The 24,318-nt window shown below is 68.8% G+C and carries 18 protein-coding genes and 1 pseudogene; 12 read left to right on the top strand and 7 right to left on the bottom strand.

Annotated elements, in window-relative coordinates; all coding sequences use genetic code 11:
* Window positions 1–90: 90 nt before the first annotated feature.
* Together casA and cas3 are read right to left on the bottom strand one after the other, a co-directional pair.
* Window positions 91–1,749 (bottom strand): type I-E CRISPR-associated protein Cse1/CasA, encoded by a 1,659-nt coding sequence (casA, locus tag CWT12_RS03255; RefSeq protein ID WP_161923693.1) that lies wholly within the window; start codon window positions 1,747–1,749, stop codon window positions 91–93.
* Window positions 1,746–4,697, bottom strand: a complete 2,952-nt coding sequence (gene cas3 / locus CWT12_RS03260) for a CRISPR-associated helicase Cas3' (protein WP_161923694.1) — start codon at window positions 4,695–4,697, stop codon at window positions 1,746–1,748. Before cas3 ends, casA begins: the two co-directional genes overlap by 4 nt.
* A 331-nt stretch (window positions 4,698–5,028) precedes the next feature.
* Here cas3 and glyA point away from each other — a divergent pair, with 331 nt between their 5' ends.
* Both glyA and CWT12_RS03270 read left to right on the top strand, forming a co-directional pair.
* Window positions 5,029–6,348 carry a serine hydroxymethyltransferase gene (gene glyA, locus CWT12_RS03265; protein ID WP_161923695.1) on the top strand — a complete coding sequence of 440 codons (1,320 nt, stop codon included), beginning with the start codon at window positions 5,029–5,031 and terminating at the stop codon, window positions 6,346–6,348.
* The gene (locus CWT12_RS03270) at window positions 6,345–7,250 is read left to right on the top strand and encodes a bifunctional methylenetetrahydrofolate dehydrogenase/methenyltetrahydrofolate cyclohydrolase (protein WP_161923696.1); all 906 of its coding nucleotides are present in this window, start codon (window positions 6,345–6,347) and stop codon (window positions 7,248–7,250) included. The genes glyA and CWT12_RS03270 overlap by 4 nt, the downstream gene beginning before the upstream one ends.
* 264 nt (window positions 7,251–7,514) lie before the next feature.
* Here the strand turns inward: CWT12_RS03270 and CWT12_RS03275 are convergent, their stop codons facing one another.
* Window positions 7,515–8,351 (bottom strand): exodeoxyribonuclease III, encoded by an 837-nt coding sequence (locus CWT12_RS03275; RefSeq protein ID WP_161923697.1) that lies wholly within the window; start codon window positions 8,349–8,351, stop codon window positions 7,515–7,517.
* Between the two features lie 214 nt (window positions 8,352–8,565).
* On the opposite strand from CWT12_RS03275, the gene CWT12_RS14500 reads away from it, so the two are divergent.
* Entirely contained in the window at window positions 8,566–8,985 is a 420-nt protein-coding gene (locus tag CWT12_RS14500; RefSeq protein ID WP_161923698.1) for an acylphosphatase, read from the top strand.
* 136 nt (window positions 8,986–9,121) lie between these two features.
* Here CWT12_RS14500 and CWT12_RS03285 read toward each other — a convergent pair whose 3' ends face one another.
* The 4 genes and pseudogenes from CWT12_RS03285 to galK form a co-directional block, all read right to left on the bottom strand.
* Complete coding sequence (locus CWT12_RS03285) at window positions 9,122–10,453, bottom strand: ABC transporter permease (protein ID WP_161923699.1); 1,332 nt, start codon at window positions 10,451–10,453, stop codon at window positions 9,122–9,124.
* On the bottom strand, window positions 10,450–11,193 hold the full coding sequence (locus tag CWT12_RS03290; RefSeq protein WP_161925262.1) for an ABC transporter ATP-binding protein: 744 nt from the start codon (window positions 11,191–11,193) through the stop codon (window positions 10,450–10,452). The genes CWT12_RS03285 and CWT12_RS03290 overlap by 4 nt, the downstream gene beginning before the upstream one ends.
* Window positions 11,194–11,207: 14 nt before the next feature.
* Window positions 11,208–12,263 carry an efflux RND transporter periplasmic adaptor subunit gene (locus CWT12_RS03295; RefSeq protein ID WP_237564291.1) on the bottom strand — a complete coding sequence of 352 codons (1,056 nt, stop codon included), beginning with the start codon at window positions 12,261–12,263 and terminating at the stop codon, window positions 11,208–11,210.
* Window positions 12,264–12,671: 408 nt separating this feature from the next.
* A pseudogene (gene galK, locus CWT12_RS03300) lies at window positions 12,672–13,978 on the bottom strand (galactokinase).
* A 165-nt stretch (window positions 13,979–14,143) separates the two neighbouring features.
* Here galK and CWT12_RS03305 point away from each other — a divergent pair.
* From CWT12_RS03305 to CWT12_RS03345, 9 genes are all read left to right on the top strand, one after another.
* A complete protein-coding gene (locus CWT12_RS03305; RefSeq protein WP_161923701.1) occupies window positions 14,144–14,725 on the top strand; it encodes a 2'-5' RNA ligase family protein in 582 nt (193 codons plus the stop codon).
* Between the two features lie 58 nt (window positions 14,726–14,783).
* Window positions 14,784–15,905 (top strand): mannose-1-phosphate guanylyltransferase, encoded by a 1,122-nt coding sequence (locus tag CWT12_RS03310; protein WP_161925263.1) that lies wholly within the window; start codon window positions 14,784–14,786, stop codon window positions 15,903–15,905.
* 323 nt (window positions 15,906–16,228) lie between these two features.
* The gene (locus CWT12_RS03315) at window positions 16,229–17,320 is read left to right on the top strand and encodes a BMP family lipoprotein (protein ID WP_161923702.1); all 1,092 of its coding nucleotides are present in this window, start codon (window positions 16,229–16,231) and stop codon (window positions 17,318–17,320) included.
* Between the two features lie 145 nt (window positions 17,321–17,465).
* Complete coding sequence (locus CWT12_RS03320) at window positions 17,466–18,992, top strand: ABC transporter ATP-binding protein (protein WP_161923703.1); 1,527 nt, start codon at window positions 17,466–17,468, stop codon at window positions 18,990–18,992.
* Window positions 18,989–20,305, top strand: coding sequence for an ABC transporter permease (locus tag CWT12_RS03325; RefSeq protein ID WP_161923704.1), 1,317 nt, complete (start codon window positions 18,989–18,991; stop codon window positions 20,303–20,305). Before CWT12_RS03320 ends, CWT12_RS03325 begins: the two co-directional genes overlap by 4 nt.
* A gap of 3 nt (window positions 20,306–20,308) precedes the next feature.
* The gene (locus tag CWT12_RS03330; RefSeq protein WP_161923705.1) at window positions 20,309–21,601 is read left to right on the top strand and encodes an ABC transporter permease; all 1,293 of its coding nucleotides are present in this window, start codon (window positions 20,309–20,311) and stop codon (window positions 21,599–21,601) included.
* Window positions 21,602–21,672: 71 nt separating this feature from the next.
* On the top strand, window positions 21,673–22,095 hold the full coding sequence (locus CWT12_RS03335) for a cytidine deaminase (RefSeq protein ID WP_161925264.1): 423 nt from the start codon (window positions 21,673–21,675) through the stop codon (window positions 22,093–22,095).
* Between the two features lie 50 nt (window positions 22,096–22,145).
* Window positions 22,146–23,465 (top strand): thymidine phosphorylase, encoded by a 1,320-nt coding sequence (locus tag CWT12_RS03340; RefSeq protein WP_202616312.1) that lies wholly within the window; start codon window positions 22,146–22,148, stop codon window positions 23,463–23,465.
* Window positions 23,458–24,282, top strand: coding sequence for a hypothetical protein (locus CWT12_RS03345; protein ID WP_237564292.1), 825 nt, complete (start codon window positions 23,458–23,460; stop codon window positions 24,280–24,282). The genes CWT12_RS03340 and CWT12_RS03345 overlap by 8 nt, the downstream gene beginning before the upstream one ends.
* Window positions 24,283–24,318: the final 36 nt, after the last annotated feature.

Below are 24,318 nucleotides of genomic sequence, written 5' to 3' on the forward strand. Positions count from 1 at the left end.
GTTGCCCGGCATTCTCTCGAAGTCTGCGTCTCGGCTCTTGCGGTGGTGCCGTGCTCTGGGGCCCTGCGGGAGCATCGGCTTCTGACTGCGTCATGCAACTGTCCTTTCTGCTTCATCACTGGGGGCGTCATTGCTTTCAGGAGGAGGGATGATCTTGTTGAGGGCGGCGCGGAAGAAGACCAGAGCGCGGCTGACGTCCATGCGTCCCGTTCCCTCGCCGCGGCCGGCGAAGGCCGCGTTCGGTGCTGCGGAAGCGAGTAAGTCCTGCTGACGCCAGGCCTCCGACCGCAGGAGGGCCCGCCATTGCTCGCGCCCCGCCGTCGGGTCGATTTCCGCCAGGGAAGCGAGCCAGCGGGGGAACTCCTCATCAATCACCTGGTAGAAGGCGGTGCTGGCGCGTTCACGTGCCGCCGTGGCCGTATCTGGGCTGCCGCCACTGGCGCGGTCTAGATTCGCGGCGAGGTTGCGCAGCGCACCGGCCACCTGCTCGGTCTGCTCCATGGCGTCCCGGACCACGGCAAGCAGGCGCGTTTCCTTGGGATCGAGCAGCTTTGCCGGCAGCACCAGGCTGTCATCAACCAGTTCGGAGACCACGGCTTCTTTCGCGCCATACTCGATGCCGGTGGCGTGCAATGGTATGAGGCCCGACAATGGAATGATTTCATACATCATGAGACCCTGGTAGAAGTCCACCACGCCGGGAGGCATAAATCTGGTCACCTCTCCCGCGCCCTTAACTCTCAGCGAGGGACTGAGTTGCGCGATCAGAGAGGAAAGGCCCCGCCAGAAGGCCCGATCCGTCGGCAGTTTGCGCGGCATGTAGACGGGGGCCTTGAGCTTCTTGGTCTGTGGCTCGGAGAAGCGCCACGCGGTCATGGGCTCAACGGGGAAGCGGTTCTGTGGGGTGGCCTTGTCTCCGTTTCCAAGAAACAGTCCGGTTACCGAGTTGTCCTCACCGTGCAGCAGGACGCGTCGCGTCTGCCATGTGTAGCAGGAGACCGGGCCGGTCGGTTCCAGCGCCGACGCACCTGCCGGGCCATTGGGATCTTGCTCCCATGGGGCGAGGTCGAACTCCGAATTGACTTCGTGCAGACCCTCTGTTTCTTTGCAGACTACGGTGTTGAGCAGTAGCGTGCGCTCAAGGTTCTTGCCGGTCACAGCTACGGCGCCGATCTGGCCGGTCCACCCCGGACCAATCGGATAGCCCTTTCCATTCTTTACCTGCGGGTCGCCAACGGCGCCGGACCGAATACCGGAGGGGTCGTAGGCGTGGACGTGTACCAGCCACCTCGCGGCCTCCGCCCAAGTGATGGAATCCAGGCCCTCGGCGATGCGGGTGGTGAAGAAGGGATTGCCGTTGGGCACGTCCACGATCAGGGACTCCAAGCCCGAGATCTTGCCCGAAGCCGAGTGAATCCCGGCCACTTGAAAGAACGGCTGCTCGGGGTCGCGCAGGTCGAATCGGTCCCGGAAGCGCTCCAGGTAGGCGGCGGCGTCCGTCCCGAGCATGCCCGGCTTATCCCAGTACTCCTCCCAGGCGTCCAGATCCTTTGGACCGTCCATGGCGCGGTGGCAGATGGCCAGGAGCAGACGCAGAATCGCCATGTCCTGACTGGCGATCTCGCCGTGGATTCCCTCAATGCTTTCTGCATCGCGGAAGAGGTCGAGGAGAGAGACCTCAGCGGGTGTACCGTCGAGTCGGGCCACCCTGATCCAGGGCTCGTCCAGAAGATTGAAGCTTGCTGTCATGCGTCGCGGACCTCCCTTAGCCCGGTGGTGGATGAGTATTCGAGAGTGGTTCCGGCCAGCTGTGCCCGGCCATCCTCAAGGAGGAGGAAGAGCTGCCCCCGGAGCTGTGGATCAGCTTGCCACGCGGGTACGACACGAATTTTTAGCTCTTGTATCGCTAGGTCCATCTTGTCTCCCCTGGTAATACCGGCCGGCAGCCGTACGGCAGACATCACCATGGCCCGTACAAGGTCACGTCTGGGGACCTGGTCCGTCGGGATCAAAGCCCCCGGGGCACCGGGCGCGTGCGCCAGCGTCCGTAGCTCCTCCTGCCCGCCTTCCCGATGCAGCTCAAGCAAACTGACTTCCAGTGAGTCCTCACCGTCGCGGACCTGTGCACGCCCGGTCTCCTCGCTGTCCGACGCCGTAGTGTGAAGCCAGCCGATCAGCGAAGCGGACTCGCCACTGCGCTCGGGTTCTTTCAAGCGGAATGTCTTCGGGGCGTTCCGCTTCTTCTCGAGCTCTTGCGCGTAGGCGTCGCGCGCTTGCGCGAGCGCGTCCTTCCACGCTGGCGGCACGTTGGCGCCATCTCCATATACGGCTTCGATTAGCCCGTGGACGTCGTCGGGCACCGTCACGACCCCGCTGCCGTCGACGACGCCGCGTAAGGCGGCGGCACTGAGCAGCAGGTCGTGCCCGCCATAGATCGCCTCGGCGCCGCGTTCAAGTGAAGGCGCGCTGGCCCCCGCCGCAGGAAGCCAATCTATGTAGCAGGTGGGAGTGACGAGCCGGGGCGGACGCGGGCGCTGATGGCGGTGCAGGCGTCCCATGCGCTGAAGCACCAGGTCGACGGGAGCAAGGTCGGTAACGAGCAGGTCGAAATCGACGTCAAGCGACTGCTCCACCACTTGCGTGGCGACGACGATAGCCCGGCGCGGGCGTTCGGGATGGCTGCGCGGCGGACCAAACCGATGAAGTAAGTCGGCGTCCTTGGTAAGGCGATCACCGATGGTGAAGCGGCCATGGTTAAGGGTGACATCTTCGCCGAACTGCTCTCGCAGTGCCTCATAGGTCTCCTGAGCCCGCCCGACGGTGTTGCGGACGATTAGGGCACAGCCGCCGTCTGCGAGCTTGTCCTCCAGCAGAGGTAGCAAACCGTCTTTGCCGAGCTGTCGGATCTGGACGGTGGAGTGACGCCCCGCGGAGGTAACCGGGATGATCTTGGTGGATTCGCGACCGGCAGCAACCAAGCACGGGAAGGGCGTATTGATCGTCTTAGGGTCGGAGTGTTTGCCAAGCCGCTGTCCATTGGACAGCTGTAGGCCGCGGCGGTACGCATCGACCATCGCCGCGCAGCGTGCCTCCGACAGTGTCGCGGATAGCAGCACCACCGGCACGCCGTAGGCGGCCAGCCAGGTCAGTGCACGGTCAAGGTAGGCGTTCATGTATGTCGAGTAGGAGTGCACCTCATCCACCACAACTACCTTGCGGGACAGGCCCAGGTGACGCATCGCCAGGTGCGGCGAGCGCATTGCAACGAATAGCAGATGGTCGACGGTGGTGACGACGAAGTCCGACAGCATTGACTTCTTCCGCCCACTGAACCACGCCATGATGGCCGCGTCCGCCGCGCGCCGCCCCGCTGCATCGAGAGGTTTCTTGCTGCGTGCCTCCTCTTCGTCCCAGCCAATGCCCGTCGGCCGGGGACCGTCTGCCTGCTCGCCGCCCAGCGCGCCGAACAGCCGGTCACGAAGCTGGTATCCGCGCCGACGCAGCTCCCGGGCCTCCTCATTCAGGCGGGCGCGACCGTGAATCAACTGCACGGCGAAGTCCGAGGGAGCGCCGGCGTCGGCGTATGCCCGCTCGACGGCATCGAGCCAGTCCAACTTGCGGGAGAACATGGCGTCGGTGGTGGCCTGGGTCGGCAGGGCGAAGAGGATACCGGCGCGTCCGGTGCGCGCGGCAAGCACCTCGGCGGCCATGAGCGCCGACTCGGTCTTGCCCCCACCGGTGGAATCCTCGACGACCAGGATCCCGGGGAGCTCCATGGTGCGGGCGGCATCGAGCGCATGCGACTGAACATCGGTGGCACGCGCGCCGTCGGGCAGCTCGAACCGCTGCGTCAGCAGCGAGTCGGCATCGATGCCGGTGTCGCGTGGGTGCCACGGCGAGGGGATTTCCAGCAGCGACAGGCCCCGCTGAACACGGGCAGCATGGGCCTTGGGTGCGAGCAGGGTGGTGCCGTCGTCGTCCAAGGGAAGCAGCGGGAAGTAGTCCTCCGTTGAAGCGATCCAGTCGGACACGATGACCAGGCCGGACAACTCGACGAGGAACGGCTGGGACCACTTTCGGCGACTCCATGCACTTAGCAGGGGAGCGGCGCCGGTCCTGTTGGTTACGAAATCCAGCAGCTCACGGCGTGTACCATCCCAGGGCCCATCACCGAGCAGGTGGGCGTGGAGCGCGTATTCGGTGCCGACGTCGGCTCTTGTAGGCGGGATGCCGTGATGGGCCCCGACGACGGAGGCAAGGGCTGCGCAGCTGCCTCGGGTGCCGGCGTACTCCGTGCGGAGCCAGCGTTGGAGGACGATGTGTCCGGCCAGTCCATGTGGCATCTTGCGGCGGTCGTTGCCGTTGAGTGTTTCGTGCTTTAGTCCGACCTCTCGCATCCGATCGTCGAGGTGCTTTACCTTGTCGGAGAACGTCGGCGAACACTTGCCAATGTCGTGGACACCTGCGATCCAGGAAGCCAGCAGACAGAACTCGTCGACGGGGGAGAGATCGGAATCGGGGTCGGTGAACTCGCGCTCAATGAGATCCTGGATGGTCGGCGCCAGCCAGTTGCGGGCCAGGTGCTCGGCCACGGCGGCACTGTCCAGCAGGTGCAGCCATAACGGAAGCCACACGTGGCTGTCGGGGTCGTACCCGGACTTTGCCCACACAGACCGGGCGCGTTCGGAGAGTGTCACGGGACTCCTTTGTCTGAGGGGATGCTTGACGGTAGATCCGGGGAGACGGTGCATACGGCGCAATGAGTGAGCCGCCACACACTTGTTACTTACATGTATGGGTGCAAGCGGTTCTGAAGCTCACCACCTGGCCCCGCCACGCCGTCGGCGCTAGCATGGGGCCGTCGTCGCGACTGGCGAAAAGGTGGTCACCACCGGGGAGCGACGGCACGTCACGGGTCCGCTCGCACCCTGCGGTGGCTCGGGGCGCAGCAATGGAGAACCTGGTCGCCCGCCTGGGCCGAGGTCGACGCCAACGCGCGGCCCGCGCCGCGCACACATCAGGAGAACCATGACCGACTCCGCGGCCACCGCCCGCACCGCCCTCAACAACCAGTCCCTGGCCGACCTCGACCCGGAGATCGCCGCCGTCCTCGACGACGAGCTCGCCCGCCAGCGCGGGACCCTGGAGATGATCGCCTCGGAGAACTTCGTGCCGCGCGCCGTCCTGCAGGCGCAGGGGAGCGTGCTGACCAACAAGTACGCCGAGGGCTACCCCGGGCGCCGCTACTACGGCGGCTGCGAAGTCGTCGACGTAGCCGAGTCCCTGGCAATCGAGCGCGCCAAGGCCGTCTTTGGTGCCGAGTGGGCCAATGTCCAGCCGCACTCCGGCGCCCAGGCCAACGCCGCCGTCCTGCACGCCCTGGCCAACGGCGGTGACACCATCCTCGGCCTGTCGCTCGCACACGGCGGTCACCTCACGCACGGCATGAAGATCAACTTCTCCGGCAAGAACTACCACGCCACCGCCTACGGCGTGGACGAGACCACCCACCGCATCGAAATGGAGCAGGTGCGCCAGGCCGCCCTGCGCGAGCGCCCCCGCGTGATCATCGCCGGCTGGTCCGCCTACCCCCGCCACCTCGACTTCGAGGCCTTCCGCTCCATCGCCGACGAGGTCGGGGCCGCCCTGTGGACCGACATGGCGCACTTCGCCGGGCTGGTCGCCGCCGGTCTGCACCCGTCCCCGCTGCCGTGGTCCGACGTCGTGTCCACCACCGTTCACAAGACCCTCGGCGGCCCCCGCTCCGGCATGCTGCTGACCAACCGTGCCGAGCAGTGGGGCAAGAAACTCAACTCCGCCGTCTTCCCCGGCCAGCAGGGCGGCCCGCTCATGCACGTGATCGCCGCAAAGGCAGTCGCCATGAAGATCGCCGGCACCGACGTGTTCAAGGACCGCCAGGCCCGCACGCTTGAGGGCGCCTCCATCCTCGCCCAGCGCCTGCTCGCCGACGACGTCGCGGCCGCCGGCATCAAGCTTGTCACCGGTGGCACCGACGTCCACCTGGTGCTGGTGGACCTGCGTGACTCCGCCCTGGACGGTCAGCAGGCCGAAGACCTCCTCCATGACGCCGGCATCACCGTCAACCGCAACGCCGTCCCCTTCGACCCGCGCCCGCCGCGCGTCACCTCCGGCCTGCGCATCGGCACGCCGGCCCTAGCCACCCGCGGCTTCGGACCCGCGGAGTTCACCGAGGTCGCCGAGATCATCGCCACCACCCTGGTGGCGGGCGCGGCCGGCAAGGCCGACGACGAACTGCTCGCCTCCCTACGCGGGCGCGTGCGCACGCTCACCGACGCCTTCCCGCTCTACCCGGGGCTGGCCCAGTGAGGGCCCCGTGGAGCGGTCCCGCCCGCGTCCTGGACGGCAAGGCGACCGCGGCGGCCCTCAAGGCCGAACTGGCCGAGCGCGTGGCCGCTCTGCGCGAGCGCGGCATCACCCCCGGCCTGGGCACGGTGCTGGTCGGTGAGGACCCCGGCAGCGTCAAGTACGTGGCCGGCAAACACGCGGACTGCGCCGAGGTCGGCATCGAGTCGATCCGCGTGGACCTGCCAGCCACCACCACGCAGGCCGAGATCGAGGCGGCCATTGACCGCCTCAACGCCGACCCCGCCTGCACCGGCTACATCGTCCAGCTGCCGCTGCCCGCCGGCATCGACACCAACGCCATCCTGGAGCGCGTCGACCCCGACAAGGACGCCGACGGCCTGCACCCCACCAACCTCGGCCGCCTGGTGCTGCGGGGCACCGGTCCGATCACCTCGCCGCTGCCGTGCACGCCGCGTGCGTGCATCGAGTTGATCACCCGCCACGGAATCGACCTGGCCGGCAAGAACGTGTGCGTCATCGGCCGCGGCGTCACCGTGGGCCGCTCCATCGGTCTGCTGCTGATGCGCAAGGACGTCAACGCTACCGTCGACGTCTGCCACACCGGCACCCGGGACCTGGCCGAGCACGTGCGCCGCGCCGACGTCGTCATCGCCGCCGCCGGCTCGGCCGGCATCGTCACGGCCGACATGGTCGCGCCCGGAGCGGTGGTTCTGGACGTGGGCGTCTCCCGCGTAGTCAACCCGCACACCGGCAAGGGCAGGATCATGGGCGACGTGGCCGACGGCGTCGACCAAGTTGCCGCCTGGCTGTCCCCGAACCCCGGGGGAGTCGGCCCGATGACGCGTGCGCTGCTGCTGGCGAACGTCGTCGAGATCGCCGAGCGCAACGCGACCGACTCATAGGCGCTGGGTCCTGGAGCAGCGGTTCTGGGCTGCGGCACTAGGTCGCGGCTCCCGCTGTGACACGTCCCCGATGAACTACGGCGCGGTTGACAGGACAATCCGGCTGACGGTTCGTACCTTTGCTTCGACGCTTCGTACTCTGGCCCGACGGTTCGTACCTGTAGGTGCCGAACCGTCGTAAGAAGGTACGAAGCGTCGACCAGAAAGTACGAACCGTCGTCGTTAGTGCCGAACCGGAGCCTGGGTGATCAGCGGCGAACCGCCTCACAGGTCGTAGTCGACCACGACCGGGGCGTGGTCGGACCAGCGCTCGGCGTAGCTGGGTGCCCGGTCAACGGTGAAGGAGCGGGCCCGCTCGGCCAACTGCGGCGTCGCCACCTGGTAGTCGATGCGCCAGCCGGCGTCGTTGTCGAAGGCCTTGCCGCGCTGCGACCACCAGGTGTATGGCCCCTGCGCGTCGGGCGCGAGGCTGCGCGCCACGTCCACCCACCCGGACCCGAACCAGCGCTCTAGGTAGGCGATCTCCTCGTCCAGCACCCCTGCGGACTTGTTGTGGTTGGGACGCCAGTTCTTGATATCGCGCTCGGAGCGCACGATGTTCAGGTCCCCGGCCATGAGCACGTTCGGCCCGCCGGCCGCCGCATCGGCGAGCAGCGTCGTCATGCGCGCGTCCACCAGGTTCAGGTGTGCATACTTCTGGTCCATCTTCACGGTACCCACCTGACCGGAGTGGAAGTAGGCGGACACGACCGTCAGCGGGGTTTGAGCCCCGGCACCGTTTGTGGCCGTCAGGTCCACCTCCAGCCAGCGGCCGGAGTCCACATCCGGCTCCTCGCTCCCGGGCGCGGAGACGCCGCGACGCACCGCGCCTGCGGTCACCGGCGCACCCTGACGCACCGCCACGGCGACGCCGGCCCTTCCCTTCACGCGGCACGGCCAGATCACCGACTCGTAGCCGGGCAGCAGCGCGGCCGCGGTGGCTTCGTCGGCGCGTACCTCTTGCAACAGCAGTACATCCGGGGCGCTGGACTCCAGCCAGGAGTCCATGTGCTTACGGGCTGCAGCCCTGATGCCGTTGACGTTGATAGTGGCTACGCGCATGGGGTCCGAGTGTACGTGTACGTCCGCCCGGCCACGAGTCCTAACCAGCCAGCGGATTTGGACAGCGCCGCTTCTACCGATCTCGGTACGTAACGTCTGCCGACCTCGGCACGTGACTTCTACCGACCTCGGCGGGGGTTTGGGGAGGCGGCTCGCGCCGACGCTCCTCGCGGTGCCCCTGTCAGGCCGCGGGTATTCCTGAGACAATGGCGCCATGGAGCGCAGGTTCTTTGACGTCTTCCGCCGCCAGCCAAGCAATCCCGAGCCAGCTGCTGAGGCTCCTGCGGCCCGCGCCGACGGGGACCGGGCCGCAGGAGGCTCCGGCGAAGCCAATGACGCCGCCCCCGCGTCCGATCGCCACCGCACGATTCACGCCATAGTCTCCGGGCGCGTGCAAGGGGTCGGCTTCCGCTGGTCCTGCATGGAGGAGGGGGAGCGGCTCGGGCTGGTGGGCGAGGTGCGCAACCTGGACGACGGCGACGTGGAGGTCTTCGCCCAGGGCCCGGCTGACGACGTCGCCCGCATGATCGCCTGGCTGTACCACGGCCCGCGCTGGGCCAGTGTCGCCTCCGTGCGCATCACCGATATGAACCCCGGCAGCCTGCGGCACCGCGCGTTCATCATGGGCAACTGACGCTTCGCGATCCCGGGCATTGCGCGACCCCGGGGCGATCGTGGAGCGCACCCCGGGGTCGCGCGGTGTAGGTGCGGACGGCCGAGCCCACCGCCCGGAAGATCAGCAATCGCGCGCGGTTGAAGCACGGTTGACGTCAGTAGCGGATGGCGTCGATCGGCTTGATCCGCACCGCCACCAGAGCCGGGATGATGCCGGACAACGCGCCCACTACCGTCGCGGCGATAAGACCGATCAAGGCGGCCGACATCGGGAACGGCGGCCTTGTTTCCACCGCTACTCCCAGCAGCGCATCCAATGGCGCTACACGCATGCCTACAATCGCGATGCCGATCCCGATTACACCGGCCACCACGGTTGCCACCACCGACTCCAGCATGATGGAGAAGAAGATCCGGCGGCTAGTGGCGCCGAAGGAGCGGCGCACACCGATCTCGTGGATGCGCTGCTTGACGGTCACCATGGAGATATTGATCAGGCTGAGCGCTCCCAGGATCATGACGAACACGCCCGCGATGGTCACCGTGGTTGTGAAGCCGCTGGTGTCCAGGCCCTGCATTTCCGCGGTGTTTGACCAGGCACTGGTGGAGCCGGCACCGAACTGTGCATCGAGATCCTTGGTTGCCAGGCTGATCAGTTCCTGCTCCTGCTCCTGCCCGGCCCAGATCTCCAAGATTGGGGCCGGCAGCTCGGCACGTGTCTCCTGACTCAGCCACCGCTCGTACGGCGCGGCCAGTGCATAGGCGGTGATCGACTGGGTGCAGTAGTCACTGGCGTCAACGTCGCCTGCGCACCAGGTCAGGTCGTCCGGCTTGAGCACGCCGACGATCGTGTAAGTCGTCCGCGCCGGTGAGTGGGCCCGCACGGTGAGCGGACCATCCAGGGTCGTGTACCCCAGCTGCTCGAGGAAGCCCTGGGAGACGACCAGCGCGGGGGAGAGGTCGTCCTCGTCGGCGGCGGAGAACCAGCGGCCCTGCGCCACGGCGGTGTGGTGAAGCGTGCCGTATCCGAGGCTGACAACATTGGTCTCCACGGAGCGGGAGCCGCCGGGGAAGGCCAGCCGCAGCTGCTGCGGGTAATTGGTGGCCCAGCTGCTCGCACTGTAACGCTCCACCAGCCTCATCTGCGCCTCGGTGATGCGGGCGGTGGTGTCGGTGCCGGACTCGGTTCCGGCGGTCTCCATGGCCTCGGCAACACCGGGGTCGTCTGAACCGGTGGTGAAGTCACCACTGACTCCGCGCCCGGTCGGCGCGACATCGATCCGCACTGTTCCGGGACGGCCGGCGTAGCTGGCGATCTCCTGGTCGATGATCGCGCTGGTCACCTGGCCCAGGGCAATCACGAAGGTCATGGCGGCCACCGCCGCCCCCACCCCGACCAGGGACAGCATGACTCGCAGCTTGCCAATGCGCAGCTGCGCCCAGGCCTCCACCAGGGCGCCGAAGAAACCGGTGAATACGCCAGTCATGATGCCGCCTCCTCGGGAACTGCGTTGATCTCCTCAGTGAACTCGTCCAGTCCGCCGGTGCGCTCGTGGTGCACGGTGATCGGGGTGAGTACGCCGTGGTCGAGCCGGTACTGGGTGTGGGCGCGGCCGGCCACCGCCAGGTCGTGGGTGATGACGATGAGCGCCGCACCGGTCTCGTGGCACTGGCGCTCGAGCAGCTCCATGACCAGCGCGCCGGTGTCGACGTCGAGCGCCCCGGTGGGCTCATCAGCCAGAATCACCCGCGGGCGGCGGGCCAGGGCACGCGCGATGGCGACCCGCTGCTGCTCGCCCCCGGACAAATTGCCGATGGGGGCGCCGATCTTCTCCTCCAGACCAACCGCGGCCAGTAGCTCCTCAGCTCGCCTCGTGCGGGTCCAGAAGGCGGAGCCCGTGTCATACAGGAGCGGCGCCGCCACATTCTCCGTGGTGGACAGCCCGGCGATGAGGTTGAAGGACTGGAAGACGAAGCTGAAGGTCCGCCCGCGCAACCGGGCCCGGCGGGCTTCGCCCAGGCGGCGCGTATCCTGCCGATCCACGGTGTAGGTGCCGGAGGTGGGCTGGTCGATCAGACCGATCAGGTTAAGCAGCGTGGACTTGCCGGTGCCCGAGCGGCCCACGACGGCTACGTGCTCGCCTGCTGCAACATCTAGGTTCACGTCGGTGAGGATCTGCAGGGGAGGGGCGCCGGGCACCTCGAAGGTGCGGGCGATACCCCGCATGCTCAATAACGGGTTCACAGGAGCTCCTCGCCGTTCTCGTCGTAGCAGGCGGAGCCGTCCGGCTCGCAGGTGTTCGGCTCGCCGGTGCGCGCGATGTCCTTGTTGGGCACGAACAGCAGGATTTCGTCCCCCTCGGCCAGGCCGTCGGTCACCTGGACGCTCTCACCGTTGGTGATACCCAGGGTCACTTCCCGCTTCTCGGCGGCGTCTGGGGCGGCGGGGTCGGTGACCACCCACACGTTCCCCTTGGTGACGCTGCCCTCCACGGCAGTAACCGGCACGATCAGCGTGTCCGTGGCCGAGCCGGCGTCCACGCCGATCGTCACCGAGAGACCCGGGAAGACCTGCTGCTGGGCGGGTACCGCGCAGCGTACTTCAACGGTGGTGCCATCGCCGGTGGTAGTCGTTACCTCGCCGGTCTCGGAAGTGGTGGTCGAGGTGGTCTCCCGAGTGCCAATCTTCAGGCCCGTGCACTCAAACGGAGCCGGCCCGCCGTCGACGGTGAGGGTGGCCGAGGAGGGGGCGTTGGTGAGCCGGTACTGCTGGTCGGCGGTGATCGTCCCCTTGGCGGAGAACGTGCCGGGGGAGACGGTAGCCACCACCATGCCCACGCTGGTCTCCTGGTCCTGGATGACGTTGAAGGAGACTACGCCGCTGGCAGGGGCATAGACGGTGGACCAGGTGACCTTGTCCTCCACTGGCGTCTGCACGGGATTGCCCTCATCATCGACGCTTACGGTCGGCTCCTGGGGCTGAACCTGCTTGAGGTAGATCAGTGGCTCCCCCTGAGTGACAGTCGCTCCCTTGCTGACTGCGAAGGAGTCGACGACGCCGTTTAGGTTCGCCTGTGCCTCCACCGCGGCGTCCTCCACGATCTGTCCCTTGACGTCAACCGTGTTTGCGATATCGCCGGTGGTCACCACGGTGGTCTGCGTGGTGGCGTCGATGCCGGGGGTGATGTCCACGGTTGTGCCGGCCTTGGAATCGGGGAAGAAGGCGATCTTCACCAACGCGAGCGCGATCACAAGGGCAATCAGGGTCTTTAAGGTGGGCAGGACATAGCGCTTCACGGCGAACCTCCGGTCGGCCGTCATGGCCGAGTGGGCGTAGGGGCGGGTGTGCGGCCAAGCCCAGGCAAAATGCCGGGCCAGGCGAGACACCACGAGGCTATGCCGAGTTGTGTCCCGACACACTCATCCGCAGGTAGGAGAACACCCTGATTCCCCCCGGGTGCGGGGGTGGGGAGTCTCCTCCGCCAGGATGAGGCGGCGCCGCGCTTGCCGCGTACACGGCCCAGCGCCCACCCTGATCGGGCCCTGAACTGCACTGCCCGCGGCTCTTTCAGGAGGCAGCGTCCTGCGAACCGCCCTGCGACCCGCCCCGCGAAGACGGCACGCGGTGGCACTTACGATCGGAGCGTCCGCGTTCGTCCCCGGGCCGTGCGGGGCGCGCTGCCGGTGCCTGCCGCGGCCGCCGGCTCAGGCCAGGCGACCGGCCGGCGCGGAGGGCACTGCGTTCAGGAACGCGGGAGCAGCGAACCCGTGCTGCGCGTAGGCGTCTACTACGGCACGGGCAACCGCGTCCACGGCGGGGGTGTCCACCAGTGCGATGGCGCTGCCGCCGAAGCCGCCCCCGGTCATGCGCGCGCCGTGGGCGCCGGCCGCCCGGGCTGCTTCCACAGCCACGTCAAGCTCGGGGCAGGTGACCTCGTAGTCCACCCGCAGCGACTCGTGGCTGGCGTCCATGAGCTCACCCGCGCGAGCCAGCTTCCCCCCGGCCAGCGGCGCTCCGTCCTGTAGCAGCTCCACCAGGCGGCGGGTACGGTCGATCTCGGTGACTACGTGGCGAGTGCGCGCCACCAGCACGTCGGCGTCCTGCGCCCCGGAGCTCTCCAGCCGCTTCAGGGCGGCCGCGAGCGAGTCAGCCTGGATATCGGCCAGTAGCTCGACGCCGAGGAGCTCGGCTGCGCGCTCACACGCCGAGCGGCGGGCCCCGTACTGGCCGTCCACCAGGGAGTGCTTGGCCTTGGTGTCGATCACCAGCAGGGTGAGGCCCGCAGCCGCAAGGTCGAAGGGCACGTGCGCCACCGAGCCGTCCCGGCAGTCCAGCTCCAGGGCGTGTCCGGCGCGGCAGCGCATGGAGGCGGACTGGTCCATGCCACCAGTGGGGGCACCCGCCATCTCGTTCTCGGCGCGGATGCACGCCTCTACCAGGCGGGCGCGGCCGGCGTCGTCGGGCTGTTCCGCCGTCCCGGCCAGGCCGAGGGCGTTGACGTCATCCAGGGCTACGGCGGTGGCGCACTCCAGGGCGGCCGAGGAGGACAGCCCCCTCCCAGCGGCACGCAGGAGTAAAGGGCGGCGTCAAAGCCGTGCAGGGGCCCGAACCCGTCGCGCTCAAGCGCCCAGGCGACCCCGGCCACATAGGCGTTCCAATGCCGGACCTCCCCAGGGGAGCCCTTCGGGCCGATGGCGTCCAGGTCTAGCACGTCGATGGTCTCGCGAGTCTGCGGGGACACCAGCCGGATGGTGCGGTCCTCACGACTACGCAGCGCCAAGTGGGCCCGATGCGGCAGCGCGATCGGCAGCGCCAGGCCGCCGTTGTAGTCGGTGTGCTCCCCGATGACGTTCACGCGTCCGGGGGCGTACCACACGCCGTCGGGTTCGGTGCCGAATGCGTCCCGGAACAGGGCGGTGGCGGCACCAGCACCCTCCTGTGGGGTGAGCGCGGGGGAGAAGACGGGCTCGGATCCGACGACGGCGGCGGTTTGAGACTCGGTGCTCGACATGAGGTCATTCTGCCAGACGAAGCGGTCGTCCCGGTATGCCCGCTCGGGGACTGCCCGGGGGTGAACCCGGGAGGTGGTCGGGGATGTCCCTGAGGCTGTTAATGGGGGTAGGGTGCAGCTGACATTGGTCGTGCTCGAGAACAGAACCGGAGGAACGCGCGCTTCATGGACGTTCCCGTGCCCGCACCCAGCCAATGCGTCCTCGGTGTGACCATCGTGCTGCCGGAGCCCTGGGCGACCCGTGTGCGCAGCGTGCGCACGGCCGTGGGAGACCCCCACGGCAATGCGATACCGCCCCACATCACCCTGCTGCCACCCACCGCGGTGGACAAGGACGACTTGGCGGCTGTGACGGCCCATGTGAGCCGGGTGGCCGCCCGGACTGCGCCCTTCAACCTGCGCGCCGCCGGCGTCGGCACCTTCCGGCCGGTCAGCCCGGTGGTCTTCCTCGGCGTCGCCGAGGGGGCAGGCGCTATCGATGCGCTCCAGCAGGCGTTGCGCGCCGACGACGGGCCGCTCAGACGCACCCTGCGTTTCCCCTTCCACCCGCACGTAACTCTCGCGCACGAGGTTGACGACGACGCGCTTGACCGCGCCGCGCGCTCGGGCAGCGACATCGCGGCGGCCTTCGTGGTCGACCGGATCCACCTTCAGCGCCTGGCGTCGGACGGCAGCTGGGTCTCGTTGGCGACCCCCGCCCTGGGAGTCACGGAGACCCTCCTTCGCGAGCCGCACCCGCTAGCCTGACGCGGTGAACGCTGCGCTTGATCCCGAACGGCACGCCAGTACGGCGGCCCTGCCCGTCATGGGTGAACCCGATGCCCCCGTCCTCCACGCGATCATTCCCGCCGGCGGCGCCGGCACCAGGCTGTGGCCGCTCAGCCGCCGCCGACGCCCCAAGTTCCTGCTGGACCTGACCGGCTCCGGGCAAAGCCTGCTGCAGGGCACCGTGACCCGCCTGGCCCCCCTGGCGGCGACGACGACGGTGGTCACCGGCGCCGCCCACGTGGCCGCCGTCGCCCGGCAGCTCCCGGACCTGCCCGAGGCGAACCTGCTGGCCGAGCCTGCCCCGCGCGACTCCATGGCCGCCATCGGCCTGGCCGCCGCCGTGATCGCCCGCCGCCACGGGCGCGAGGCGATTGTCGGCTCCTTCGCCGCGGATCACCTGGTGGCCGATGCCGCCGCCTTCCGCAGCGCGGTCCGCCAGGCGGCTGTACTGGCGGCGGCGGGCTGGTTGGTCACCATCGGTATCGAGGCCACCGGACCGTCCACGGCCTTCGGCTACATCCACGCCGGTGACGCCCTGGACGTGCCCGGGGCGCCGGACGGACGCCGAGTCCTCGGCTTCACCGAGAAACCGGACGCCGCTACCGCCGCCCGCTACCTGGCTACCGGCGACTACCGGTGGAACGCCGGCATGTTCGTGGTGCGCGCCGGCGTCCTCCTGGACCACCTGGCGGAGCACCGGCCCGCGCTGGCAGCCGGCATAGACGAGATCGCCGCTGCCTGGGACACCCCCGAGCAGGACGCCGTCATGGCGCGGGTATGGACTTCCCTGGAGGCTATCGCCATCGACCATGCCATCGCCGAGCCCGTGGCCGCCGCCGGCGGCGTGGCGACGGTCCCCGGAGACATGGGCTGGGACGACGTCGGCGGCTTCGACACCCTCTCCGGGCTCGTCTCCCCGCGCGCGGCGGGACCGGCGGCCGGGGCGGCGGTCCTGGGCGAGGCCGACGTCGAGGCGGTCGACGCCGCCGGGGCACTGGTCGCCTCTACTTCCGGCCGCAAGGTGGTGCTGCTGGGAACCCCCGGCATCGTTGTGGTGGATACTCCCGACGCGCTGCTGGTGACCACCCCGGAGCGCGCCCAGGACGTCAAGGGCGTCGTCGATCGGCTCAAGGCGGAAGATCGGGACGCACTGCTGTGACTCCCCGGGATGCGTCCGTGGCCGCCGATGCCGGTCCTCACGTCGGCCGATCGTGACCGAGCGCTTACCGGGTGCCCGCTCGTCCCGCACCTGCAAGTTGTGCAAGGAGTTGCAAGACGTCGGCTGGGATGCGGCTGCGCCCGGCACTGGCCGGGGCTGGAGCGGAGCTGCGGCGCGGGTCACGTCATGGTCGCAATGCGGCGATATCGTGCCGTTTGTGTGGCAGGTCTCAGGGGAGTGCCTATGCTGGTTGCCTGAGCCGGTGCCGCCCCGGCCGGCTCCTTGCAAGGGCGCAAGCCCGTACCCCATATGGAGACACGACCGTGAAGAAGAAGTATCCCGCCATTACGCTCGGCCTGGTCGCAGCGCTGTCGCTTGCCGCCTGCGGCTCGGCCCCGGACTCCTCCGGCGGAGACACCGGCGATTTCCTCGCCTGCATGGTGTCCGACGAGGGCGGGTTCGACGACCAGTCCTTCAACCAGTCCGGCAAGGAGGGCCTGGACCGCGCTGCCGCCGACCTCGGCGTGCAGACCAAGCTCGTCGAGTCCCAGTCCATATCCGACTACCCCACCAACGTCGACTCCCTGGTACAGCAGAACTGCGACCTGATCATCGGCGTCGGCTTCAACCTCGCCGCCGACCTTGCCGCGGCCGCCCAGGAGAACCCGGATATCAACTTCGCGCTCATCGACGCTCCCTTCACCGATGCCGAGGGAAACTTGGTTGAGCTGGACAACGCCAAGCCGCTGACCTTCAACACTGCCGAGGCCGCCTACCTCGCCGGCTACGCCGCTGCCGGCACCACCGAGAGCGGCAAGGTCGCCACTTACGGGGGTGGAGTCCTTCCTACCGTGCAGATCTTCATGGAGGGCTTCGCCAAGGGCGTGGAGAAGTACAACGAGGACAACGACGCCAACGTCGAGGTCCTCGGCTGGGACCCTGACAACCCGGGCTCCGGCTCCTTCGTGGGCAACTTCACCGACACTCCTATGGGCCAGCAGCTGACCGAGCTGTTCCTCTCCCAGGGTGCCGACATTGTGATGCCCGTGGCCGGCCCGGTCGGCTCCGGCACGATCGCGGCGGTCAAGGCGGCCGGTGACGACAACAACGCGATCGTCTGGGTGGACGCCGACGGCTATCTCAGCACCGAGTCCCTCGGCGGCAGCAAGTACATGCTGACCTCTGTGGTCAAGGGCATCGGTACCGCCGTGTACGACACCGTCCAGGAGGCCACCTCGGGCAACTTCACCTCTGAGCCCTTCATCGGCACCCTCGCCAATGACGGTGTGTCCATCGCCGACTACCACGACTGGTCCGACCGGGTCCCTGACGAGGTCAAGGAGCAGGTCGAGGTACTCAAGCAGCAGATCATCGACGGCACCCTCGACGTGTCCACGCCCTACGACCCGTCCTGATCGGGGCTGCGCCAATTCAACCCGGTGACGCCGTCGTCCTTGACGGGGCGGCGGCGTCACTGGCGCCCGGCCCGGTAGTCTTTCCCTGCTCGACGCCCACTCCACCGTTAACCATCGCCTGAACCCCACAGGAAGCGAGCCCCCAGTGCTGCTCGAACTCCGCGGAATCACCAAGGTCTTCGGATCCCTTGTGGCCAACGACCACATCGACGTCAAAGTCGAACCCGGCCAGATCCACGCCCTCCTGGGCGAGAACGGCGCCGGCAAGTCGACGCTCATGAACGTCCTGTACGGCCTGTACGACCCCGACGACGGCGAGATCCTTATCGACGGCCGTCCGGTCACCTTCAAGGGCCCCGGCGACGCCGTCGCGGCCGGCATCGGCATGGTCCACCAGCACTTCATGCTGGTACCCGTGTTCACCGTGGCCGAATCCGTGGCCCTGGGCTACGAGCCGGTGGGCAAGGCCGGCGTCATCGACGCCAAGGCCGCCGCTGCGAAGGTGCGGGAGATCTCCGAGCGCTTCGGCTTCGACGTAGACCCGGACGCCTACATCGAAGACCTGCCCGTGGGCGTACAACAGCGAGTCGAGATCATCAAGGCCCTCTCCCGCGACGCCAAGGTCCTCATCCTCGATGAGCCCACCGCCGTGCTCACCCCGCAAGAGACCGACGAGCTGATCGCCATCATGCGCGACCTCAAGGCCGCCGGCACCTCCATCGTGTTCATCACCCACAAGCTCCGCGAGGTGCGCGAGGTGGCGGACACGATCACCGTCATCCGCCGCGGCAAGGTCGTCGGCAGCGCCGAGCCGACCGCCTCCCAGGCCGAGCTCGCCGGGCTCATGGTCGGCCACTCCGTCTCCCTCACGGTGGACAAGGACGCGCCCACGCTGGGCGGCGTCGGCCTGGAGCTGAAGGATGTCAGCCTGGTTGATGAGGGCAGCACTCTGCTCGACGACGTCAGCCTGCAGGTGCGCTCCGGCGAGATCGTCGGCGTGGCCGGGGTGCAGGGCAATGGCCAGACCGAGCTTGCCGACGTGCTGCTGGGATTGCGTGCACCCACCGTCGGCTCAGTGCACTTCGGCGGCCAGGACGTCACCCCCCTGGGCGTCCACCAGCGCATCGGCGCCGGCCTCGGCTTCGTCCCCGAGGACCGCTCCACCGACGGCATGGTTGCCGCATTCTCCGTGGCCGAGAACATGATCCTGGACCGCTTCGACGACCCCGCTTTCGGTTCCGGGCCGTCCATCAATCCCACCAAGGTCCGCAACCACGCTGAGCAGCTGCGCGACGAGTTCGACGTACGCGTCACCGACGTCGCCGATCCCATCTCCACTTTGTCCGGCGGCAACCAGCAGAAGGCGATCCTTGCCCGGGAGCTGTCCCGCCAGCTCAAGGTTCTGGTGGCCTCACAGCCCACCCGGGGGCTCGACGTCGGCTCCATCGAATTCGTCCACAAGCGCATCGTGCAGGAGCGTGACAACAACACCGCCGTGTTGATCATCTCCTCCGAGCTGGATGAGATCTACTCCCTGTCAGACCGCATAGCCGTCATGTACCGCGGCCGGATCGTCGGCGTCGTGCCGCCGGATACACCCCGCGACGTGTTGGGCCTCATGATGGCAGGCGTCCCCCTCGACCAGGCCCGCGCCCAGGAGGAGAACCGATGAGCGAAGCTATCCCAAACGGCGCCGCGCAGGCGGAATCACGGACGGGTCGGCCGTCCGTCGTCCCACCCGCCCAGCACACGGACAATCAGCCGGAGCAGCCGGGTGTACTGCGGCAGATCGCCGAGTCCAACATCCTTATGGGCGTGCTTGCGGTTTTCTCCGCCATGATTGTCGGCTCGCTGTTGATCCTGCTCGCCGACGACAACGTGCGCACCACCGCCGGTTACCTGTTCGCACGCCCCAGCGACTTCTTCGGTGCGGTCGGCTCGTGCCTGGTGGACGCCTACGCGGCCATGGTCCGCGGCGGCATCTTCGACTGGCAAGCATCCTCGGTCGCGCGCATGTGGCGCCCCATCACCGAAACCCTCACCGTGGCCACGCCGCTGATCCTGGCGGGCCTGGGCATGGCGGTGGCCTTCCGCGCCGGCCTGTTCAACGTCGGTGGGCAGGGGCAGATCATCCTCGGCGCCATCGTCGGCGGTTACGTCGGCTTCGCCTGGAACCTGCCCAGCGGGCTGCACATGCTGGTGGCGGTGCTCGGCGCCATCCTCGGCGGCGCCCTGTGGGGAGCCATCCCCGGCGTGCTACGCGCCACCACCGGTGCCAGCGAGGTCATCACCACCATCATGCTCAACTCCGTTGCCGCCTACCTGATAGCGCATCTGCTCACCACGGCCACCTTCATCGGTGCGGGCAACGCCAACCCCAAGTCACTGCCGGTGGCGGCTAGCGCCCAGTACCCCAAACTGATCGGCGGTCCCTTCCGGCTACACCTGGGCTTCATCGTGGCCCTGCTGGCCGCCTTGTTCGTGTGGTGGCTGCTGGAGCGCAGCGAGATCGGTTTCCAGTTCCGCGCCACCGGCCTGAACCCGCAGGCGGCGCTGACCGCAGGCATCAACGTGCCCCGGATCACCGCCCTGGTCATGATCGTCTCCGGTGCCCTGTGCGGGCTGGCGGCAACCGCCCCGGTGCTCGGCACCCAGCACTACCTGACCGGCTCGGTGGCGGGCAGCATCGGCTTCGATGCCATGACCGTGGCCCTGCTGGGCCGCTCCACCCCGCAGGGCACCGTGCTGGCCGGGCTGCTGTTCGGTGCCCTGACCGCGGGCGGAACCACCATGCAGGCCGCCACCGGTACCCCGATCGACATCGTGCTGGTGCTGCAGTCCATGATCGTGCTGTTCATCGCGGCCCCGCCGCTGGTGCGCGCCATCTACCACCTGCCCGCACCCGGCTCCTGGCGGCGGAGCCGCCGCGAGGTCGTCGACGCTGCCGCCGTCGCCGGCCCGGCCGTTGAGAAGAAGGAGGCCTGAGCCATGACTGCCTCACCCACCGCCGCTCCGACCCGCGACGCCAGCCCGAGAACGGAGCCGACCGTCGTCGTCGAGCCGATCGCCTACAAGCTGCCGATCACCGGCACCGTCGTAGTCGTTCTGGAACTGCTGATGGGCCTGCTAAGCCACGGCGACACTCGCTTCCAGCTGGCCACCAAGGCCGACTTCTTGAAGATTCCCGTGCTCACCCTCGGCTCCCGCCCCGTGATCGTGGTGATGGTGCTGCTGGCTGCGGCGATCACCGCCTACATGTGGATGCGTGCCGTGGGCCGTGCACCGATCCCCAACTGGGCGGGGCTGGTGCTGGGAGCCAGTTTCATCATCGCCTTCCTCACCTGGGCCGGCGCCGGACGCCCCACCGTCATCCCGCTGGTGACAATCCTGTCCTCCACCCTCGCACTGTCCGTGCCGCTGGTGTTCGGCGGGCTCGCCGGCGTGGTGGGGGAGCGCTCGGGCACCATCAACATCGCCATCGAGGGCCAGCTGCTGGGCGGCGCCTTCCTGGGCGCGGTGGTCGCATCGATCACCGGCTCCGCCTGGGCCGGCATGATCGCCGCCCCCTTCGCCGGTATCCTGGTAGCCCTGCTGCTTGCCCTGTTCGGACTGAAGTACCGGGTCAACCAGATCGTGGTCGGCGTGGTCCTCAACGTGTTCGTGTCCGGCCTGACTAGCTTCCTGTTCTCCACGGTGCTGACCGACAACCCGGCGCGGCTGAACGCCTCCATGCGCCTGCCCACCCTGCCGATCCCGGTGCTCTCCCAGATCCCGATCATCGGCCCGGTGCTGTTCCGGCAGACGATTCTGGTGTACTTGATGTACGCGGCCGTCGCGGTGCTGTCCTTCATGCTGTTCCGCTCCCGCTGGGGCCTGCGCATGCGTGCCTGCGGCGAGCACCCGCGGGCCGCGGACACCGTGGGCATCAACGTCATGCGCACCCGCGTGAACAACCTGATGCTGGGCGGCGCGCTGGCGGGCCTGGGCGGCGCCTTCTTCACCGTTGGCTCCGGCCTGGCCTTCACCAAGGACATGTCATCCGGCAACGGCTACATCGCCCTGGCCGCCATGATCCTGGGCGCCTGGAACCCGGTGGGCACCCTGTACGCCGCGCTCCTATTCGGCTTCGCCACTGCGGTGGGGCAGACGCTGTCCGTCATCGGCTCCCCGATCCCGGCGAACATCATCCTTATGATCCCCTACATCGTGACGGTCTTCGCCGTCGCCGGCTTCGTGGGGCGCGTGCGCGCCCCTGCCGCCGAGGGGGTCCCGTACCCGTGATCGGCGCCGACAACCACCCGGCCGGGCCGGCCCGGGCCGTCTCCGACTCCGTGCCCGCCGTCGACGCGGACATGTGGGCGCGGCTGCGGGCACTGGCCACAGAGGCCATGCGGTGCGCCTACGCGCCCTACTCCCACTTCCGGGTGGGGGCCGCCGCCCTGGTCGACGACGGCCGTCTGGTATCCGGCTGCAACGTGGAGAACGCCGGCTACGGGGTAACCCTGTGCGCGGAGTGCGGGCTGGTCTCCGAGCTCGTACGCACCGGCGGAGGCCGCCTGATCGCCTTCGTGTGCGTCGACGGCGACGCGCGGCCCTGTTCCCCGTGCGGCCGCTGCCGCCAAGTGCTGTCCGAGCACGCCCACCCGGACATGCTGCTGGACCTGCCGTCGGGCGTCATGAGCATTGACCAGGTGCTCCCCGACCGCTTCACCAGCGCCGACATCGAGCGGGTCACCGGCACAGCCGCACCCCTACCTGAAGGAGACCGGCCGTGACCGCATCCGTCAAACCGTCTTCCGCCCCCGCCGCCCCAACGTCCCCCGCGGTGGAGCCCTTCGACGCCGTTGACGTGATCGCTGCCAAGCGCGACCGCCAGCGGCTCACAGACGCCCAGATCGACTGGGTGGTCGACGCCTACACCCGCGGCGTGGTCGCCGACGAGCAGATGAGCGCCCTGGCCATGGCGATCTACCTCAACGGCATGGACCGGGGCGAGATCGCCCGCTGGACCGACGCCATGATCCGCTCCGGGGAGCGCATGGACTTTTCCGCCCTGGGACGCCCTACAGCGGACAAGCACTCCACGGGCGGAGTGGGTGACAAGATCACCTTGTCGCTGGCGCCGCTGGTGGCTGTCTTCGGCGTCAGTGTTCCGCAGCTGTCCGGCCGCGGCCTGGGCCACACCGGCGGCACCCTGGACAAGCTCGAGTCCATTCCCGGCTGGCGGGCGGCGCTGAGCAACGACGAGATCCTGGACATGCTGTCCGCCGACGGTCCCGGCGCCGTTATTTGCGCCGCCGGCAGCGGGCTGGCCCCTGCCGACAAGAAGCTGTACGCGCTGCGGGACACCACCGCTACTGTCTCCTGTGTGCCGCTGATCGCCTCCTCCATCATGAGCAAGAAGATCGCCGAGGGCACCGGCGCGCTGGTCCTGGACGTCAAGGTCGGCTCCGGCGCCTTCATGAAGGAGATCGACCAGGCGCGCGAACTCGCGCAGACCATGGTGGCGCTCGGCACGGACGCCGGCGTGACCACCCGCGCCCTGCTCACCGACATGTCCACGCCGCTGGGATTGACCGCCGGAAACGCCCTGGAGGTGCGCGAGGCCGTCGAGGTGCTTTCCGGTGGGGGACCGGCCGACGTCGTCGACCTGACCGTGGCGCTAGCGGGCGAGATGCTCTCCGCGGCCGGGCACACCGTGGACGCGGACGAGCTGCGCGCCGCCCTGGGCGACGGGCGCGCCATGGACGTGTGGCGGGAGATGATCCGCCGCCAGGACGGCGACCCCGACGCCCCCCTGCCCGTGGCTCCCGAGACCGAGACCGTCACTGCCGCCGTGGACGGCGTGCTCACCCGCCTGGACGCCCTGGGCGTGGGGGTGGCCGCCTGGCGCCTGGGGGCCGGCCGAGCCCGCAAGGAGGACCCGGTGCAGGCAGTCGCCGGCGTCGAAATGCACGCCAAGCCGGGTGACACCGTGCGCGCCGGCCAGCCGCTGCTCACCCTGCACACCGCTACCCCGGAGCGCTTCGAGCGCGCCCGCGCCGCGCTCGAGGACGCGATCGCCGTGCGCCCCGCCGACTCTCCGGAGGCCCGGGAGGCCGTGGCCCGCCGCCGCGTCGGCGTGGTGCTGGACCGGATTGTCTGAAGAGGCCGTGGTGGACTCCCGCACGTCGGCCGCCGAGCTGCCCGGGGCGCGTGTGGTGAACGCCCGTCTGCGCGTGGGTGGCTTCACCACCGCCGGTGGCGCCGTCACTCTTGCCCAGTGCGACGGCACCACCTGTGGAGCAACTGCGGTTCTGGCGGCCCGCCTCCTGCTCGGCGGTCCCAGCGCCGGTGTGCAGACTCCCGTCCCCGGCACCGCCCGCCCGGGCCGAGTCCTGCAGGAGACTCTGGCCGCCTCCCAGCGGAGCCTGCAGCGTGCCATGAACCGGCATGCGGGAGGGCCACTGGGCCCCCTGCCCTGGACTAGTAGGCTGGGCTCGACCCCGTGGGCCGTCGCCGCCGAGCTGACGCGCGTACTGCGGCGGGTGCGACCCGACATCGAAGCCTGCACCGTGACCTGGGTGGACGACCGGGGCGCCGGCTGGGGCGCCGTCGTGGCGGGCACGCGAGAGCTGCTTGCCGTCGGCGTCCCCGTAATTCTGCTTACGGGAGGACCGCCGGTACGCCATGCCGATGGTGCCGGAGGGGCCCGGCGCCTATTGAATCTGAACCGAATCATCAACGCGATCCCCGCAGTCCCGCGGCACTACGTGCTGGCGCTGCCCTGGAAAGCCATCGGGCGGCAGGACCCCGGCCCCGGCCACGCCCACCTCTACGACCCCTCCAGCGGCGTCGTGCGCGCCCTGGACCTGCTGGCCCCACGCGCGCAGCGCGGGCCCGGTCCCCGCGAGCTGGGCTACTGGCCGCGTGTGCTCGCCGTGATCGCCCCACCGCCGCCCCGTGCCCTACAACCGGCCTGAAACCGGCCTGCAGCAGACCCAGAACAATCCAGAGAA

The sequence above is a fragment of the Actinomyces sp. 432 genome, from assembly GCF_009930875.1.
In the GTDB taxonomy this organism is placed as follows: Bacteria; Actinomycetota; Actinomycetes; order Actinomycetales; family Actinomycetaceae; genus Actinomyces.

What these genes read in the sequence shown, in the direction of transcription:
- CWT12_RS03305 (WP_161923701.1), top strand. Translation starts at nt 14,144, where the DNA reads ATGGACGTTCCCGTGCCCGCACCCAGCCAATGCGTCCTCGGTGTGACC.
- CWT12_RS03285 (WP_161923699.1), bottom strand. Translation starts at nt 10,453, where the DNA reads ATGACTGGCGTATTCACCGGTTTCTTCGGCGCCCTGGTGGAGGCCTGG.
- CWT12_RS03330 (WP_161923705.1), top strand. Translation starts at nt 20,309, where the DNA reads ATGACTGCCTCACCCACCGCCGCTCCGACCCGCGACGCCAGCCCGAGA.
- casA (WP_161923693.1), bottom strand. Translation starts at nt 1,749, where the DNA reads ATGACAGCAAGCTTCAATCTTCTGGACGAGCCCTGGATCAGGGTGGCC.
- CWT12_RS14500 (WP_161923698.1), top strand. Translation starts at nt 8,566, where the DNA reads ATGGAGCGCAGGTTCTTTGACGTCTTCCGCCGCCAGCCAAGCAATCCC.
- CWT12_RS03325 (WP_161923704.1), top strand. Translation starts at nt 18,989, where the DNA reads ATGAGCGAAGCTATCCCAAACGGCGCCGCGCAGGCGGAATCACGGACG.
- CWT12_RS03310 (WP_161925263.1), top strand. Translation starts at nt 14,784, where the DNA reads ATGGGTGAACCCGATGCCCCCGTCCTCCACGCGATCATTCCCGCCGGC.
- CWT12_RS03290 (WP_161925262.1), bottom strand. Translation starts at nt 11,193, where the DNA reads ATGCGGGGTATCGCCCGCACCTTCGAGGTGCCCGGCGCCCCTCCCCTG.
- glyA (WP_161923695.1), top strand. Translation starts at nt 5,029, where the DNA reads ATGACCGACTCCGCGGCCACCGCCCGCACCGCCCTCAACAACCAGTCC.
- CWT12_RS03275 (WP_161923697.1), bottom strand. Translation starts at nt 8,351, where the DNA reads ATGCGCGTAGCCACTATCAACGTCAACGGCATCAGGGCTGCAGCCCGT.
- CWT12_RS03335 (WP_161925264.1), top strand. Translation starts at nt 21,673, where the DNA reads ATGTGGGCGCGGCTGCGGGCACTGGCCACAGAGGCCATGCGGTGCGCC.